Annotated in this window: 18 protein-coding genes; 7 read left to right on the plus strand and 11 right to left on the minus strand. The window is 52.2% G+C overall.

Features of this window, described 5'->3' with window-relative positions:
• Positions 1-1,032, minus strand: a complete 1,032-nt coding sequence (locus tag QRY16_RS04565) for a phage major capsid protein, P2 family (protein ID WP_289775814.1) — start codon at positions 1,030-1,032, stop codon at positions 1-3.
• A gap of 50 nt (positions 1,033-1,082) precedes the next feature.
• Positions 1,083-2,159: a GPO family capsid scaffolding protein gene (locus QRY16_RS04570; protein WP_289775815.1), complete on the minus strand. Its 1,077-nt coding sequence runs from the start codon at positions 2,157-2,159 to the stop codon at positions 1,083-1,085.
• A 176-nt stretch (positions 2,160-2,335) separates the two neighbouring features.
• Between QRY16_RS04570 and QRY16_RS04575 the strand changes: the two genes are divergently transcribed.
• Genes QRY16_RS04575 through QRY16_RS04585 form a run of 3 tightly spaced genes read left to right on the plus strand, consistent with a single transcriptional unit; the run spans position 2,336 to position 5,534 of the window.
• Positions 2,336-4,141 carry a terminase large subunit domain-containing protein gene (locus QRY16_RS04575; protein WP_289775816.1) on the plus strand — a complete coding sequence of 602 codons (1,806 nt, stop codon included), beginning with the start codon at positions 2,336-2,338 and terminating at the stop codon, positions 4,139-4,141.
• The gene (locus QRY16_RS04580; protein ID WP_288446443.1) at positions 4,138-5,211 is read left to right on the plus strand and encodes a phage portal protein; all 1,074 of its coding nucleotides are present in this window, start codon (positions 4,138-4,140) and stop codon (positions 5,209-5,211) included. The genes QRY16_RS04575 and QRY16_RS04580 overlap by 4 nt, the downstream gene beginning before the upstream one ends.
• Positions 5,212-5,267: 56 nt before the next feature.
• Positions 5,268-5,534: an Ogr/Delta-like zinc finger protein gene (locus QRY16_RS04585; RefSeq protein WP_289775817.1), complete on the plus strand. Its 267-nt coding sequence runs from the start codon at positions 5,268-5,270 to the stop codon at positions 5,532-5,534.
• Positions 5,535-5,570: 36 nt separating this feature from the next.
• Here the strand turns inward: QRY16_RS04585 and QRY16_RS04590 are convergent, their stop codons facing one another.
• Entirely contained in the window at positions 5,571-8,228 is a 2,658-nt protein-coding gene (locus QRY16_RS04590; RefSeq protein ID WP_289775818.1) for a toprim domain-containing protein, read from the minus strand.
• 212 nt (positions 8,229-8,440) lie between these two features.
• On the opposite strand from QRY16_RS04590, the gene QRY16_RS04595 reads away from it, so the two are divergent.
• On the plus strand, positions 8,441-8,920 hold the full coding sequence (locus QRY16_RS04595) for a hypothetical protein (protein ID WP_289775819.1): 480 nt from the start codon (positions 8,441-8,443) through the stop codon (positions 8,918-8,920).
• Positions 8,921-8,940: 20 nt separating this feature from the next.
• Here the strand turns inward: QRY16_RS04595 and QRY16_RS04600 are convergent, their stop codons facing one another.
• From QRY16_RS04600 to QRY16_RS04620, 5 genes are all read right to left on the minus strand, one after another.
• Entirely contained in the window at positions 8,941-9,594 is a 654-nt protein-coding gene (locus QRY16_RS04600) for a hypothetical protein (protein ID WP_289775820.1), read from the minus strand.
• Positions 9,595-9,640: 46 nt separating this feature from the next.
• Positions 9,641-9,862 (minus strand): phage filamentation protein Fil family protein, encoded by a 222-nt coding sequence (locus tag QRY16_RS04605; RefSeq protein ID WP_289775821.1) that lies wholly within the window; start codon positions 9,860-9,862, stop codon positions 9,641-9,643.
• A complete protein-coding gene (locus QRY16_RS04610; protein WP_289775822.1) occupies positions 9,859-9,993 on the minus strand; it encodes a hypothetical protein in 135 nt (44 codons plus the stop codon). Before QRY16_RS04610 ends, QRY16_RS04605 begins: the two co-directional genes overlap by 4 nt.
• An 88-nt stretch (positions 9,994-10,081) precedes the next feature.
• Entirely contained in the window at positions 10,082-10,507 is a 426-nt protein-coding gene (locus tag QRY16_RS04615) for a GPO family capsid scaffolding protein (RefSeq protein WP_289775823.1), read from the minus strand.
• Positions 10,504-10,893: a Cox family DNA-binding protein gene (locus QRY16_RS04620; protein ID WP_289775824.1), complete on the minus strand. Its 390-nt coding sequence runs from the start codon at positions 10,891-10,893 to the stop codon at positions 10,504-10,506. Before QRY16_RS04620 ends, QRY16_RS04615 begins: the two co-directional genes overlap by 4 nt.
• A 109-nt stretch (positions 10,894-11,002) precedes the next feature.
• On the opposite strand from QRY16_RS04620, the gene QRY16_RS04625 reads away from it, so the two are divergent.
• The 3 genes from QRY16_RS04625 to pyrE all read left to right on the plus strand — a co-directional run bounded on the left by QRY16_RS04625 (position 11,003) and on the right by pyrE (position 13,137).
• On the plus strand, positions 11,003-11,302 hold the full coding sequence (locus tag QRY16_RS04625) for a helix-turn-helix domain-containing protein (protein ID WP_289775825.1): 300 nt from the start codon (positions 11,003-11,005) through the stop codon (positions 11,300-11,302).
• Positions 11,303-11,368: 66 nt separating this feature from the next.
• On the plus strand, positions 11,369-12,379 hold the full coding sequence (locus QRY16_RS04630; protein ID WP_289775826.1) for a phage integrase: 1,011 nt from the start codon (positions 11,369-11,371) through the stop codon (positions 12,377-12,379).
• 116 nt (positions 12,380-12,495) lie between these two features.
• Entirely contained in the window at positions 12,496-13,137 is a 642-nt protein-coding gene (pyrE, locus tag QRY16_RS04635; protein WP_193406149.1) for an orotate phosphoribosyltransferase, read from the plus strand.
• Between the two features lie 31 nt (positions 13,138-13,168).
• Here the strand turns inward: pyrE and slmA are convergent, their stop codons facing one another.
• The 3 genes from slmA to coaBC all read right to left on the minus strand — a co-directional run bounded on the left by slmA (position 13,169) and on the right by coaBC (position 15,543).
• Positions 13,169-13,765, minus strand: coding sequence for a nucleoid occlusion factor SlmA (gene slmA, locus QRY16_RS04640; protein WP_193406148.1), 597 nt, complete (start codon positions 13,763-13,765; stop codon positions 13,169-13,171).
• A 121-nt stretch (positions 13,766-13,886) separates the two neighbouring features.
• On the minus strand, positions 13,887-14,345 hold the full coding sequence (gene dut, locus QRY16_RS04645) for a dUTP diphosphatase (protein WP_193406147.1): 459 nt from the start codon (positions 14,343-14,345) through the stop codon (positions 13,887-13,889).
• Positions 14,323-15,543 (minus strand): bifunctional phosphopantothenoylcysteine decarboxylase/phosphopantothenate--cysteine ligase CoaBC, encoded by a 1,221-nt coding sequence (gene coaBC / locus QRY16_RS04650; RefSeq protein WP_193406146.1) that lies wholly within the window; start codon positions 15,541-15,543, stop codon positions 14,323-14,325. The genes dut and coaBC overlap by 23 nt, the downstream gene beginning before the upstream one ends.
• Positions 15,544-15,669 lie beyond the last annotated feature (126 nt).

A 15,669-nucleotide genomic window follows, 5' to 3' on the forward strand; every position in this document is an offset into this window, starting at 1 on the left:
TTATGCGCCTCCACCAACTGACGGCTGCGGTGCCGGCTCGTCGTGTGCCAGGGTGATTTTGTCGTAGGCGGCATACAATTCGTCATGTTCGACGGCGTAGCCTTCCATACGCAGATAGTTGTTTTCAAAGCGTTTGCGGTCGTCGTTCCACTCCGCCTTGCGCTTGCGGGTGCCGCCCTGGGTGTAGATGTGCAGGTTATCCAGGGTGGTGACGATCAAGCGCCCATCCGGCATAAACGGCGGGGTGTAGGCTTTACGGCCTGCAATCTCGCGGTTAATCAGCTGTGCGGCCACTTTCTCGGTCGGACGGTCAACCTTGTTCATCATGGTGGTGGCGTCAGCACCGATAAGGTCGGCGGCAACCAGCACCACCAGGCGCGGGTCGTTGCGTAACGGCTCGTAAATACAGGTGTGAATGATGTCAGTCACCGCCGCATCGAGGCCGACAAAGTCCGCTTTTGCGCCGCCGATAGTGACATTGCCGGTGATGACCTGCTCCTTGGAGCGCTCTTTCACAATCTGATGCCAGCCGATATTGACGTCTTCACCGTTCGGGTTCTTCTCCGGGTCGGTGTCGTCCGCCGCTTTCACACCGTTGAAGGCCACGCGGAGCATATCCAGGGCAAAGGACTCATTGCTAAACGCCTGGATGCGCTGGAAGAACTCGTCCTCGCTGCCCGAATTGGCCCAAATGACCAGCAGGTCATACGGCAGATAAGAGCCGGAATCCGTTTCGTACAGCTTGAACTCATTACCGCCCACACCCAGCGGACGAGAGAAACGCCCCTCTTTCTTGCGGCCGGTGTAGATGCCGGGTTTACCGGTGCTGACTACCTGGCCGACCGTCTGGCTGACGTCCATCACGTTGACCAAGCGCAAGAATTCCGACTCTTGCAGCAGTGCATTGCGCAGCACGGTTTCTTTCGGCGGCGTCAGGGAGAAGAAGCGGGACGTATCCATCGCGCCGTTGGCTTTCGCCAGGCCGGCAGCGTATTTACGCAGCAGCGCTTCAGCTTTAGGTGTTAATTGCATAGTGTCGATTTCCTAATAAACGAGCAGATCAGACCTAATAAACGGGTAGGTCAGACAAACTCAAACGGCTTGTTACTGCCGCCCGGTGCCTGGTTTGGCCGCTGGGTGCCACCGTTCTCCAGTGCGGACAGCTTGGCCATGAAGGTGTTCAGCGTGGTGTTAAGCGCCGTAAGCTGATCGCCATTGCCGACCTTCCGTTTTTGCACACTGAACTGGCGGCGCTTGCCACGACGCGAAGATTTTGCCGGCGTCGCGGTAAAGCCCTTCATAGCTTTTAGCAACTTGGCTTTCGCTGCGCTGAATTCTTCCGCCTTGACTTCATCTTCCAGGTTATCGGCGACTTCCTGGGCCAGTTCGGCGACCTCGTCAGCGGCGTCGGCGATGTCTTCCGCAATGGTGGCCACTTCTTCCGCGGCCACTTCCGGCGTGTTCGTGTCCGGTGAGTCGCCGCTGGCGGCGTCGCTCATCTCACTGAGCATTTGGAGCATTTGTTGCAAGAGGGCTTTTAATTCATCCATCTTCTCGTCCTCGCCCTCATTGGGCTGGTTAGTGTCAGTATTGGGGGCTGGTGTTGGCGTAAAGTCTTTGCGAGGCGTAAATAAACGCCCCCAGAAAGACGGTTCTTTCTTTTCAGCCTTGTTAACCTTTAATTTCCCTAGGCTGAAGGTTTCCAAACTGCCGCGTTCGGCATCTTTTTCCTCACCGGCTAAAATAAACTTCATTTTCTCGGTGCCGAGACTGGCGGGAATATCGGTAACAGCCAGCCCGAACAAATACTCTTTGCCGCTGCCGGCAAAATCAGAAATAAACTCTGCTGACGTAAAGAGCTTTTGCCCCATTCGGTTGGCATCAATTAAAAATTGATTCGGGATAAGTTGCGCGTACAGCTTGACGACATCACCTTCCGTTTCTGTTTTCAGCGCGTCGACTTCGCCCAAATTGCAGGTAAATTCTCGTTCGCTTAAATCAAATTGCGGATGGTGTGGCCAAATCATGGCCGTGTAGGTATTACGGGAATATGTCTGTGCCGCATCAATCAGCCATTGTGATTCAATGACGCGACCGTCGACAGCCTGGCCTGATGTAGCAATGCATAGCCAATCAGTGCGGTAATTGGATTGCGGCATAACAAACCTTAAATAGTCAGTAATAAAGTGTGCGTGTGAACGTGAAATTAAGTATTGCGAATTGCGCCGGCGGGCGCACCCGCTTTATATCGGGTGCATTCGGTTATCGGTGCTTATCCACCTATTGCCGATATTTAATGATAAATCCGTTTGTTTTTCCCAGTCATAATGACGACATGGCTAAATATTCAGATGAAATAAAAGACGCGGCCCGCGCATTATATCTAAAGCGCTGGACACCCCGCGATATTGCGCAGGAGTTAGACCTCCCCCCGCGCACAATCTACCATTGGGCGGATGTCGGCCAGTGGGCCGACCTGCTGCCGGCAGAATCGATAGAGTCAGCCATCGCCCGGCGCTACAACCAGCTTTCCAATAAAGAGAAGAAAACGGCGCTGGAACTGGAAGAACTGCGCGACCTGATCGCCGCTGACGTCAAACTGCGGGTCCAGCGCAACAAACACGCCGAGAAGATGGCCGAGATCCAGACCCGTAGCGCGATGGTGTTTGACGAGGACAGCGGCGGCACCCCGAGCGGAGACGGGCGCAAGCGCAAGTACAAAAAAAATGACGTCTCGGGTATCACCCCGGACATGCTGGATGCCTGGGCGAACGAACACCTGTTCGACTACCAGCTGCATTGCCGAGAGCATAAGGACGAGGACTGGCGCTTTATCCTGAAAAGCCGCCAGGTCGGCATGACCTTCTATTTTGCCTGGGAAGCCTTCGAGGATGCCGTGACCACCGGCGACAATCAGGTGTTCTTCTCGGCCTCCCGCGCCCAGTCGGAAATATTCCGCGAGTACATTGTCCAGATCGCCCAGCAATATTTTGACGTGACGCTGACCGGCAAGAATATCCGCCTCAGCAATGGCGCAATTCTGCGTTTCCTGTCCACCAACGCCAGCACCGCCCAGGGCTTTAACGGCCATCTCTACGGTGATGAGGTGTTCTGGATCCCCAAATTCACGCGACTGCATGAAGTCGCGTCGGCGATGGCGACGCATGACAAATTTCGTACCACCTACTTTTCGACACCCAGCGCTAAAACACACCAGGCATATACGGTCTGGACGGGCGATGAATGGAAGGAGGACGACGCCAAACGCAAGGCGGAGGTATTCCCGAAAGAGAGCGCCCTGCGCGACGCCGGCCAGCGCTGCCCGGATGGTATCTGGCGTTATGTCATCACCATGGAAGATGCGATCAAGGGTGGGCTCGGGGCCCTGGTCAACATCGAGCGTCTTCGCAACAAATACAACCCGACCGCGTTCGCCATGCTGTACATGTGCCAGTTCGTCGACAGCAAAGATGCGGTGTTCAAGTTTGCCACCCTGGCCGCCTGCGAAGTTGACCCCAACACCTGGGGAGACTACGACCCGACCGCTGCGCGGCCATTCGGCAACCGCGAGGTGTGGGCGGGCTTTGACCCATCCCGTTCGGGTGATAACTCCACCTTCGTTATCGTCGCCCCGCCTGTCTTTGACGGTGAGCGCTTCCGCGTGCTGGCGATTTACCAATGGCAGGGCCTTAACTTCAGTTGGCAGGCGGAGCAGGTCAAACAGCTGATGAGGCGATTTAACATCACCTATATCGGCATCGATACAACCGGCATCGGCAAGGGGGTCTTTGACCTAGTGAACAAGTTCGCCCCACGTGAGGCGCACGCCATTTTGTACAGCGTGGAAAGCAAAAACCGCCTGGTGATGAAGATGATCGACGTTATCGAGCGCAAGCGCATCGAATGGGCCAAAGACGCGATGGATGAAACCAACAAAGAGCGGGCGGAGATCGCCGCCAGCTTTATGGCCATCCGACGAACCACCACCGCCAGCGGCAACGCCATGACCTTTGTCGCGGAACGCTCGGACGCCACCGGCCACGCAGACGTCTTCTTTGCTATCTCGCACGCCGTGATTAATGAACCTCTCGACCACGAATATGACCGCCCATCGATCTGGGCTTTTGGAAAAGCAGCATGACAACGAAAAAGCGCAAGCCCCGTAAGCAGTTCGCCGCCCGGAAAGGCACCCCTGCGGTTAAACCGGAAACCTTTACGCCAGGCAAAGGCAGCGTCATCACCTTCGGCGAACCGGAACCGATCCTCACGACCGGCACGGATTATCACAACATCTGGTATGACAACGAATATGACCATTGGCGGCTACCCATCGACCGCCTGGCGCTGGCGCAGTTGCCGAACCTCAACGGCCAGCACGGCGGCGTACTCTACTATCGGCGCAACATGGTGGCGGCTGGTTATCTGGGCGGGGGGCTGACCACCGACCAGGTCGAACAGATGGCATTTGATTACCTGCTGTTCGGGGATGTGGCCATCCTGAAAATCAGAAACGTGTTTGGGGAGGTGATCGACCTGTTGCCGCTGCCGTCGCTGTATCTGCGCTGCCGAAAGAACGGCGACTTTGTGGTGTTGCAGGAGGGGCCGCCGTTGGTCTATGACCGGCGCGACATTATTTTTTTTAAAATGTATGACCCGCGCCAGCAGGTTTACGGGCTGCCGGATTATATCGGCGGCATCCATTCCGTGCTGCTGAACAGTGAGGCGACGATTTTCAGACGCCGGTACTACAACAACGGGGCCCATATGGGCTTTATCCTGTACGCCAACGACGCCAACATCACCAGCGAGGTGGAGGCCGAAATCAAGGAAAAGATCGAACAGTCCAAAGGGCTGGGCAACTTTCGTAACATGTTCGTCAATATCCCGAACGGTACCCCGGAGGGCTTAAAGCTGATCTCGGTCGGTGAAATGAGCGCCAAGGACGAGTTTGCCAACGTCAAGGGTATCACCGCCCAGGATATTTTTACCGCGCACCGCTTCCCGGCGGGACTCGGCGGGATTATTCCGACCAATGGCGCGGTCATGGGCAACCCGGAAACTGCCCGCGGAACCTACCGCAAGGACGAGGTGATCCCGCTCCAGCGCAAATTTATGAATGGCGTTAATGCCGATCGAGAAATTCCGGCGCACCTGCACCTGAAATTTGATGTTGAAACCGCAACAATCAACGCAGATAAGGGCGAAAAATGAACATAATTACGCTAAAATCATCCCCATTGTTGGCACTGGCGTGCGGGGTGGTAAATATGCGCATATTCAAAATTCATTGCCCGGAGTGTAATGCACCGGCCATCATCCGAAAGACGGAGTGGAAGAACAAGCAGTTGGCCGATTTGTATTGCGCCTGCTCAGACGTGGAGTGTGGTCACACCTTCGTATTTAACGCGACTTACTCGCACTCGCTCAGCCCCAGCGGGCTGACCGGCAACAAGCTGGTCAAGGCGTTGCTGGAAAGGTTGAAACCTGATGAACGGCAATTAGCGTTAGACCTGTTGCAGGCACAGGCGAGATAACAAAAAACCGCGATAAACGCGGTTTTTTATCACTTCTCATTTCTCCCGACGAAATACCCAGCAGCGGAATGTTTCCGGCATTCGTTGCATCTCTCCCTTACCGCGATTATGACGCTCACTGACGGCGCTGCGAATGGTACTTTGGCGGATAAACCGGCGCTCATTGCCATTTTTCAGCAGCTTTTTAATTTCCGTTAACGTGAACGGTATGCGTTGCCGGTGCGCGGCGGCCACTTCCTCCATATGGTTGAAGTTCACCGCAATTTCGTTTTCATCCGAAGAATGATTAATGCCATGTGAGGCGAGTTCATCCAGGTAATCAAACAGTTCCCAAAACTCTTGAACCATAGGGTGATCCTTTTTCAATGCTTGGCACCGTTCCACAGCAAGCCGTGTGATCGCCTCGCGCGTTTGTTCCAACCGGTCAACCGGCATCGGTACAACCAGCGCCAGCGCGTCAAGCAGTCCGACCAGTTGCGCGTGATTTTTGGCGATGCGGATATGTCGAATATCCGGCCGTGCTTCCAACTCGTTGCGTGCGCGTTCGTACCCCGCGCCGAAGGCCTTCATGATTTCCTTTTCGCGCATCGTGGCCAGCAACGTGAAACCGGACACCTGACCAACGGGGATTTGCTCCAGGCGTTCAGCAGCATGGCGGGTATGAATCGACTGGGCGCGTTTGTCGGTGTAGATGTGAATGATACGCTCCAGAAACGCTTTGCTGCCGTCAGTATCGGCATTCTGGGCGATCACAATACTGCCCCGGAACGGGGGCTCATAGGTTTCATTGTTGTTCGATTTGATGCCCACAGCCCGGGAGGCGCGGCCGTTATACAGTGATTTGAGTTCATCCCAATCAAAAGCGCGTTGCTTGGCGTTATCGGTGGTGCGGTCACCTTCGATTAAGACCACCGGCAGGTTGCCGACCTGGGCGAAATTACGGCCACGCGCGGCGGCGGTCGATTTGGACGGGTCAAACCCTTCATATTCTTCACGGCCGGCGAGTTTCCACAGAAATTCAATCAGCGTCGATTTACCGGTACCCGGCTCGCCGACGATTTCCAAAAATGGGAAGGATTTGTCACGCTCGCGGATTTGCTCGGCAAACAATGACCCTAGCCAGAATGCCAGCGCCGCATAGCCTTTTTCACCGAATGCCGTCCAGATGTCGTCAACCCAGCCAGTGGTAAACTGGTCTAGGCGAGGGTTTAGATCCAGCGATGGGGTCAGGCTCAGGCTTTTGACGCTGGCGCTGTTGATCTCGAAGTAATCCTCGTCATTCATTTCATACAACCGCCCATCACAGACGGCCACACGGTTAAACAGCCAGGCCGAATAGTCTTTGTTATAACCGATAAAATTCTGGGTTTTCACTTCTTTGATCTCCGGTAGTCGCATCTGGATAAACTTGTCCAGTTGCTTGGTGCTGCCGGTGTAAACCGCGCCTTTGGCGATGTGCAGCAGACGCTTTTTAAACTCGGCGGAACTGGTGAGTTGATTGGCGGTGAAAGTGTCTTTCACCGGCGGCCGATTAGGCATGTTGACCTTCACGTAATACCAGGATTCGTCTGTCGGTTCAGAACGCTGGAAATACAGCGGCGTCAGCCAGCAGTTGGCTATCTCTGAAACGCCGCCAGACTCCTTGATAGCCCTTTCCTTGGCCTCCCATTCCTGGACAACCTCTGAGCCGGTGTTGGTGATGCGCTCATAGGCCCGCATGTAGCGATCGAGATCCAACTCAAACCAGTACATGCGGGAAGCGTGTTCAAAGTAAAACGAGTGCCATTCATTATGTTGATGCATAAGAAGGGCTTTTTCGGTAGGGCTTTTTGCCAGCAGGAGATCGCCGTAATAGCGATAATTTTTGATGTCGGATTGACTGAACCGGTCACGTATCAGCAAATCGTTCCAGTCCAGGCCTGCGGTCGATTTTATCGGCTGGGCCGCACGGGTTTTCCAGCCCGACGCATCACTGCGGGCGGCAAACGCCAGCGTATGCTTGGTACCGGCCTTATCGCCATCAAAGGCCCATACCAGCCGCGGGCGAGGCTTATCGCCCAATGCCTTGGCCAACGAATCAAGCGCGGCCAAGGGGTAATTGTTGCTGCTCAGGGTGGCGACGGCGGGCAATCCTGCTTGACACAGGCTTAATGCATTAAAAATGCCTTCGGTGATCCAGATTTCCTTAACGTCCAGCAGATCCACAGACGGCGGTACCCACCAGTGACCGACATAGCTGCCTCTGATGTTGGCCTTTTGCTTGCCGAACCGCTGCGGCTGGTCAATGATGCGCTCCCACGTCGCACCACATGCCAGCTTAAATTTGACCGTAGCCGACCCCATACCGTCTTTGGCAAAGGCTCCCTGGGTGAAGCAGTCTTTCAGGTGTTCGGTGTCCAGCCCCCTGGCTTCACGCAAATAGGCCTCAGCGGCGGCGTGAGGCGTTTCCGGTGTGGCCTGGTACCGCTTTGACCAGTCCTCAAAAATGTCCGGGTACAACTCTTTGACCATCACCTGGTGACCGCATTTATTTTCACGGCCACATTTCAACACCCAGGGTTTATCAATGCTGGTGAATAACTCGCGCTTATGGCAGGCGGGGCAAACGCCCTGCTGCAAATATTTATCACGCTCTTTAAATTCAAAGTCATTAATGAGCCTGCGAACAACGTCATGTTGTAGTGTTGCGTTCATAGGTAAATCCAGATGTGAGAAATATTCCGGGAGACAAAAACGAATGCGCCGCTGTGCCTCCAGCTGTCGACCATTTGGAAACACGCCCACGGACGGGCTTGCAAATGGTGCCGGGATTACGCGCCCGGCCGCGTTGTGGTAACGTCATCGTGCCTGGCTAATCCCCTGACAAGGTTCCAGGCACAATTACTCACCGCCACAAAGGAGTTGTGATGAAATTCAATGTATATTTTGAGAAAGATCGGGGTTCACATTGGGTGCTTTCCAATGGAACCCCTATTTTTAAAAGCCCATCATTTGAAACAAGGCCAAATACCATTGATGACCTTGTGCAATTTGTAACGTTAATGGAGTCCCCAATTTTCACTGTGTCGCAAGGTGAAGATGATTTAGAAGATCCCGGGGTTCCTTGTGCTATCCTCATTACTTTGAGACAGCAAGGAAATAAATGGCGATGGGATGCATCATTTTTTGATAATGGAAAATCATCTAAAATAGGTAGGCTTTCAGAAAAAGAATTTGACACATTGGAGTTAGCGAAAGAAAACGCCACGTTATTCTGTAATGCCATTGTCGTTGCCCCTATTCTCGACCAAGCCGATGTTGCCATCCCGAATGTGCATTTTGATACGCCTTTCGCCAAAAGACATCGCATTGGCGATATACATCCATCCAGCAAATGGTTTAAATAACTTATAAGCTGGTTCGGGTCTTATTTATGTGCGGGGGTTATCTCTCGCACTGTTTCGTCATTAATAATCAAATCATAAACTCTTATTTGGTTTTCATGTTTATTGGCATCTGCGATGCTATTAATAAGAAAGTTTATAAATTGTACGTAAGTGACGCTGGGGTCAATGTAACCATTGGATACTTCAAGCAGCGGCGTGAGCCCACTGTTATTGATTATGGACACACATTTAAGCTGATCCAGACAGAAGAAGAAATTACCCGCGGGGGTTCTTTCATCTTTAATGCGAATATAAACATTGGATACCCGAGCCTGCTTATCGATGGGGAAACTGGCGCGTAATTTTGACCAGTCTTCCTTTTCTTTCTCGCTCATGGTGTGGTGTTGAGAAAATGTAAAGTCTTTGGCTGTGGTCGTACCATCCGAAACATTCGTCTCATTCGTGAGGATCACAGATGCAGCAATGTCCACTTGTTCGGACACGTCAACATGACTATTAGTGCCGACATGAGAAGCTAACGCATCAACAATCTCACCCGATGTACGGATGTCGTCGGCAGCATTAGCGCTGTAAAATATATCGCCAGCATGACACCCATTAATATAATAATGGCGACGAAGGAGTAGTGTGTCATTGGGTTTAGGGCGATTAATGAAGATGTTTTTAAATTCCATAGCGGCAGTCCTCTTTGTATAAATATTTTTGCGGGTGATTATTTACCTATGCAAATATTCCCATCAGCTTGGCAAACCAGCGCACTTTATTTCGGGGCCGCGCCATAAAGGGTGTACGGCATCCTTTAATAAACTGCACCTCGCTGGCTTTTGGCTGGAAGTGGCGACCGTCTGGCGTTTCCAACCAACCGCGGGTATGGCGTCTGTGGGTCACTTGCTGGCCATTGATAAGCATTGCGGCCAGTGAAGGGCACTGTGCGGTTGTCATGATTGTTTTTCCTCTACACTGAATGGTTCCGGCGCTTTTTCCGTCCGGCTCCAGGCATCTGCCGCAGCGCGGATATAGACCGCCTCTTTGCTGCCAACATAAGCCGCTGCGGCAGCGATACTCTGTAACATTTCACATGCCCAGTAGATCTCTGCTGGAGAGTGTGCCGGTGCCTAGGCACTGGTCCGTTCCTGACGCAAGGCATACATGGTTAATACTTTATTGGCCGCTGCGTAAAATGGCGTTTTCATGGTTTACCCTATCGAATTGCAGAATATCGAGACCGGGAATAATTGGATTTTGAGTCACGCCAACACCGACTAATCGGGTCAGCGCATAATTATTTCTCTCGCCGGGCATTACCTCTGGTGTAAGGTGATAGGCTAATTTCCTGCCTGCTATCTCTTTTAGTTCATCGGTCACTTTTATTTCAGCGTAAAGATGAATTCGATAGTCGATAACATCACAGCCCAAAGCGATAACTTCGCTAAGCAATGGACTCCAGCTATAATGCGCATAGGTCACCGGAACCATTAATTCTTCGTAATTAAAATTATCCACCATCGCCTTAATCTCTGCGGCATTAAGTGAGCGTCCATCCGTGAATTTACCTTCATAGGCAATTAGAAATCGTTGAGTCTTCACGCAGCAGCCCTCGAATGGCGCTTAGACGGTTTGGAGTGGTGCAGGCGGTCTTTCCAGCCGTGCCATTCATCCGGCGCGTTCTCGACCAACTGGTCGGCGTATTTGTCCCATTCGCCACGGTGAACCCACAATTCAGCATGGCCGCCCGGATTGAGTGGATCGGTCATGTAAAACGCTGGAAGCTTCCCGGCCTTCGCCATGGATGCGATAGCGATTGGCGTTTTCCCCACGTACAAGGCGAAACCTTCCTTCGAGAGAAGGTTGGAGGGGTCTTCCGATAGCTTGACCTCGGCGCGCTTGCGCTCGACCTTCGCTTTCTCGTCGTCGGTATCAGTTGCGGTTTCCGCTTTCAGCTCGATCTCTTCGGTGTTAGTGACATCTTGCATTTGATATTCTCCGCTTTGGCCCCTTTAGCTATCTAGCACCGTTTAGAACGAATTGGCTAGATGGGAAGGTGTTTTTTGTTTGTCTATATATTTGGAGATTAGCAAACATATGTCAATAGAGCAAAGAGAGAAATTGAAGCTTATACGAGATTCAGAAAGGCTTAATACGAAGCAACTAGCTGAATTATTGGGGATTAACTACCACACATGGCACGGCTATGAATCGGGGAAATCAAAAATGCCAATGGAAGCTGGCATGAAGCTTTTCAAACATCCGAGGTTCAGAAAGTACAGAGACTGGTTCATGTTCGACGAGATCGACACAGAAGCTGGTCAAATTGCACCGGCTCTCGCACACATTGGGCAAGAGTTAACAAAATCGTCCCAATCCGAAAAGAAAACTGGCTAACAGTTTACAGGCTATACATTTTCACGATTTGTTACCAAGACGACAATGATGTCGGAGGGCTGTCTTATGTCGATTAAGAAGCTCGATGATGGTCGTTATGAAGTGGACATTAGGCCCCGTGGTTCTGAGGGAAGAAGAATCCGGCGCAAGTTCAACACCAAGGGTGAAGCGCAGATTTTTGAGCGCCATATCTTGGTTAGCCACCACAACAAAGAATGGCTGGACAAACCAGCCGACCGGCGAAAACTCACTGACCTATTGGGACTTTGGTGGGTATTTCACGGAAAAAGCCATAGTCGCGGCGAGAAGGAACGGGAGAGGTTGACGAATATTATCGGTAATTTGGCTGAAATGGGCGTAACGCGAGCCGACCAACTAACTCGTAAGGCCATCATGGACTATCGAGTAATGATGCTCGACCGCGACCTGAAACCGTCAAGCGTGAATCGCCAGTGCGCGATTATGAGTGGCATGTTTACCAAGCTGATCAACGCTGAAGAATATCAGAACCCTAACCCGTTTCATGAGGTGAAAGCTTTCAAGGAAGCTGAAACTGATATGGCTTTCCTGTCGGCTGATGAAGTGGAGTTGTTGCTGTCTCGGCTTAGCGGGGATGATTTAAAGACCGTTATGTTATGCTTGGCGACCGGTGGCCGCTGGAATGAGGTAGCCAGCCTGAAAGGGGAGCATGTGATAGGTGGAAAGGTGATCTTTATGAAGACCAAAAACGGCAAACGCCGAGCAGTTCCCATAGATACTGACTTGGAAGCGGAAGTGAAAACCAAGGCAACGGGGCGCCTTTTCTATCCGAATTACATGAGTGCCCGCGCCGTTCTTAAAGAAATCAAACCCGACCTTCCCAACGGGCAGGCTCTCCATGTACTGCGACACACGTTCGCTACGCACTTCATGATGAACGGAGGGAACATTATCACCTTGCAACGTATCCTCGGACACGCCACGATCCAACAAACGATGGTGTATGCGCATTTTGCGCCAGAGTTTTTACAGGACGCAATCCGGTTCAATCCACTGATTGGAGTGTCCAGAAAGTGTCCATCGAATGGCACCAAATAGCACTTTTTGGCACCATCTGAAAATTGTAAGTGATTGATAAAGCGGGAGCGCTCCGGTTGTTGCTGGGGTGCTCAAGCGACCAGCGAGTCGCCTTTTCTTTATTTGAGGAGCAAGAGATGAAAGCCTGGCAGCGTCAGTTTATTGAGTTCGCCTTAAACAAGCAGGTGCTGAAGTTTGGTGAATTCACGTTAAAATCTGGGCGTAAAAGCCCCTATTTCTTTAACGCCGGTCTGTTTAACAGTGGACGAGATTTAGCGCTGCTGGGGCGCTTTTACGCGCAGGCGCTGGTAGACGATGGCGTGGATTTTGACCTGCTATTTGGTCCCGCCTACAAAGGCATTCCAATCGCTACAACCACTGCCGTCGCGCTGGCCGATCATCATGATCGTGATGTTCCTTACTGTTTTAACCGCAAGGAAGCTAAAGATCATGGTGAAGGCGGTTTACTGGTCGGTAGTCCGCTCGAAGGGCGTGTAATGCTGGTGGATGATGTGATTACCGCTGGTACGGCAATTCGCGAATCAATGGACATTATCAGCGCGCACAACGCGACACTGGCTGGCGTATTAATTTCACTGGATCGCCAGGAGCGTGGACGCGGAGATATTTCAGCAATCCAGGAAGTAGAACGTGACTATAAATGCAAAGTCACCGCGATTATTACCTTGAAAGATCTGATTGCTTATCTGGAAGAGAAGCCAGAGATGGCTGATCACCTTGCGCAGGTTCGCGCTTATCAGAAAGCCTACGGCATTTAATGCAAAAATGCGGGCACCAGCCCGCCTTCTGCTATATCAATTGTGCGGCAATCAGCGGCCAGCGGGTATCGAAGTCTGCTGTGGGACGAAAACGAAACTCAGAACGAACGTAACGCGATAATAATCCTTCGCAAAATGCCAACAGCTGGCTGGCTAACAGGGTATCGTCCGACTGAAAACCTTCGCCTTCACGCATCTTTCGCTCGCGCATGACCTGACGCAGTTGTACCTCAATACGCTCGAACAGCTGATTAATACGACCCTGCAAGCGGTCCTGCTCAAACATCAGCGCATGGCCGGTCAAAATACGCGTTAGCCCCGGATTACGCTCACCAAACCCCAGAATCAATTGCACGATAAGACGCAGACGCGCCATCGTCTCTTTTTCATCTTTAAGAATCAGGTTGATACGGGTAATCAGACTGTCTTCGATAAATTCTATCAAGCTGTCAAACATGCGTGTTTTGCTGGGGAAGTGGCGATATAAAGCCGCTTCAGAGACACCCACATTTGCTGCCAGTTTGGCGGTCGTAATTCGCTGGCTGCCATCACTTGACTCAAGCATTTGCGCCAGCGCCTGCAAAATTTCTTCGCGACGGTTCCGCTTTGCGACTGTTTTTTCTGCCATGATCCTAAAGACCCTTGAATTTCACCATAAACAGGCAACACCTACGCATCTGCCACAAGCAAGTGTCTCATGACAATGAGAAATAATAATGACTGGCGTAAGTGAAAATCGGTAGCGTGTGTTACTGACGGCCTGAATGACCAAAGCCACCTGTGCCGCGCAAGCTGGCGTCAAAGTCTTCAACCAGGTTGAATTCGGCCTGCACCACCGGTACAAAAACCAGTTGTGCCATGCGATCGCCGGGCTGTAGCGTAAAACTTTCCTGTCCACGATTCCATACAGAAACCATTAACTGGCCCTGATAGTCGGAATCGATCAGACCCACCAGATTGCCCAGAACGATGCCGTGTTTATGGCCCAGGCCTGAGCGCGGCAGAATGACGGCAGCCAGGCTGGGATCGGCGATATGTATCGCTAAACCCGTTGGCACCAGCGTGGTGGTGCCTGGTGCGATTTCCAGCACATCATCCAGGCAAGCGCGTAAATCTAACCCAGCGGAGCCCGACGTCGCGTAGGTCGGCAGGGGAAATTCTTTGCCAACACGTGCATCAAGTATTTTAACGTCTATTTTTTTCATCATAACGGCTGACAATCTCGTCTAATAAGAGCTGGCCAAGGAGCGCCTTCTCGCTGAGCGGTAAGCGTTTTTCTCCGTTGTGCCAAAAAAGATGAAGAGCATTGGTGTCGCTATCAAAACCTTGTCCGGCTTTAGCAACGTCATTAGCACAGATTAGGTCCAGATTTTTGCGTACTCTTTTTTGCCGGGCGTATTCTTCCACATTCTGGGTTTCAGCGGCAAATCCAACCACAAAAGGTCGGTCTGCTTGTAATGCGGCGACACCAGCGACAATGTCGGGATTTTTTATAAGTTGCAGCGTGGCGTTATCATCATCGCCCTGTTTTTTGATTTTTTCGGCCGCAATTTCGGCTGCCCGATAGTCTGCCACGGCTGCGCTTGCAATGAAAATATGTTGTTTGTTTATCTCGCTCATCACCACAGCCTGCATCTCTAGCGCCGTAGTGACATCAATACGTTTCACACCGACGGGCGTGGTCAGACTGACCGGACCGGCTACCAAAAGGACGTTTGCGCCACGTTTGGCGGCCGCTGAAGCGATAGAAAAGCCCATTTTTCCTGAACTTTTATTGGTGAGGTAGCGCACCGGGTCCAGTGCCTCGCGCGTCGGACCGGCAGTAATCATAATATTGAGATGTTGCATATCGTTGACAGGTGATGCCCATTGCACGGCATGGTCAACAATTTCCAGCGGATCCAGCATGCGACCCGGCCCCACATCGCCACAGGCTTGACTGCCGCTGTCTGGCCCCCAGATTAGCAGGCCGCGAGTCTGTAAGGTTTGCAGGTTTTGTTGGGTGACAGGCGCACGGTACATCTGCTGATTCATCGCCGGAACCACAGCAACGGGTGCGGCAGTCGCAAGACAGGCCGTGGTCACCAGATCATTTGCCATACCCGCAGTCAGGCGGGCTATCAGATCGGCAGTGGCAGGGGCCAGCACAATTAAATCAGCCCACTTCGCGAGTTCTATGTGACCCATCGCCGCTTCGGCGGCTGGATCGAGCAGATCATCCATTACCGGGTAGCCGGAAACTGCCTGTAGGCTGAGCGGTGTAATAAAGGCTTTGGCTCCTTCGGTCATCATTACGCGGACATCGGCGCCGCGATCGCGCAGGCGACGAACTAATTCCGGTGTTTTATAAGCGGCAATGCCGCCGCTCACGCCCAAAAGAATTTTTGTTCCGGCTAATCCCATCATCTTTTTGCCTCACTCATCTGTTTGCCGCGCCTGACGCGACATGTTGCACGGACTTTATCACAAAACCCTTGAATCGCTTTTTCACTCCCTGTTGTTTGCGAGACATCTCGTAAAACGCCGCAGTAC

The sequence above is a fragment of the Mixta mediterraneensis genome (assembly GCF_030283135.1).
Lineage (GTDB): Bacteria > Pseudomonadota > Gammaproteobacteria > Enterobacterales > Enterobacteriaceae > Pantoea > Pantoea mediterraneensis.

What these genes read in the sequence shown, in the direction of transcription:
- QRY16_RS04605 (WP_289775821.1), bottom strand. Translation starts at nt 9,862, where the DNA reads ATGACAACCGCACAGTGCCCTTCACTGGCCGCAATGCTTATCAATGGC.
- QRY16_RS04580 (WP_288446443.1), top strand. Translation starts at nt 4,138, where the DNA reads ATGACAACGAAAAAGCGCAAGCCCCGTAAGCAGTTCGCCGCCCGGAAA.
- QRY16_RS04585 (WP_289775817.1), top strand. Translation starts at nt 5,268, where the DNA reads ATGCGCATATTCAAAATTCATTGCCCGGAGTGTAATGCACCGGCCATC.
- QRY16_RS04625 (WP_289775825.1), top strand. Translation starts at nt 11,003, where the DNA reads ATGTCAATAGAGCAAAGAGAGAAATTGAAGCTTATACGAGATTCAGAA.
- QRY16_RS04630 (WP_289775826.1), top strand. Translation starts at nt 11,369, where the DNA reads ATGTCGATTAAGAAGCTCGATGATGGTCGTTATGAAGTGGACATTAGG.
- QRY16_RS04600 (WP_289775820.1), bottom strand. Translation starts at nt 9,594, where the DNA reads ATGGAATTTAAAAACATCTTCATTAATCGCCCTAAACCCAATGACACA.
- QRY16_RS04570 (WP_289775815.1), bottom strand. Translation starts at nt 2,159, where the DNA reads ATGCCGCAATCCAATTACCGCACTGATTGGCTATGCATTGCTACATCA.
- pyrE (WP_193406149.1), top strand. Translation starts at nt 12,496, where the DNA reads ATGAAAGCCTGGCAGCGTCAGTTTATTGAGTTCGCCTTAAACAAGCAG.
- slmA (WP_193406148.1), bottom strand. Translation starts at nt 13,765, where the DNA reads ATGGCAGAAAAAACAGTCGCAAAGCGGAACCGTCGCGAAGAAATTTTG.
- QRY16_RS04595 (WP_289775819.1), top strand. Translation starts at nt 8,441, where the DNA reads ATGAAATTCAATGTATATTTTGAGAAAGATCGGGGTTCACATTGGGTG.
- QRY16_RS04610 (WP_289775822.1), bottom strand. Translation starts at nt 9,993, where the DNA reads ATGTTACAGAGTATCGCTGCCGCAGCGGCTTATGTTGGCAGCAAAGAG.
- QRY16_RS04565 (WP_289775814.1), bottom strand. Translation starts at nt 1,032, where the DNA reads ATGCAATTAACACCTAAAGCTGAAGCGCTGCTGCGTAAATACGCTGCC.
- QRY16_RS04590 (WP_289775818.1), bottom strand. Translation starts at nt 8,228, where the DNA reads ATGAACGCAACACTACAACATGACGTTGTTCGCAGGCTCATTAATGAC.
- dut (WP_193406147.1), bottom strand. Translation starts at nt 14,345, where the DNA reads ATGATGAAAAAAATAGACGTTAAAATACTTGATGCACGTGTTGGCAAA.
- QRY16_RS04575 (WP_289775816.1), top strand. Translation starts at nt 2,336, where the DNA reads ATGGCTAAATATTCAGATGAAATAAAAGACGCGGCCCGCGCATTATAT.
- QRY16_RS04620 (WP_289775824.1), bottom strand. Translation starts at nt 10,893, where the DNA reads ATGCAAGATGTCACTAACACCGAAGAGATCGAGCTGAAAGCGGAAACC.
- coaBC (WP_193406146.1), bottom strand. Translation starts at nt 15,543, where the DNA reads ATGATGGGATTAGCCGGAACAAAAATTCTTTTGGGCGTGAGCGGCGGC.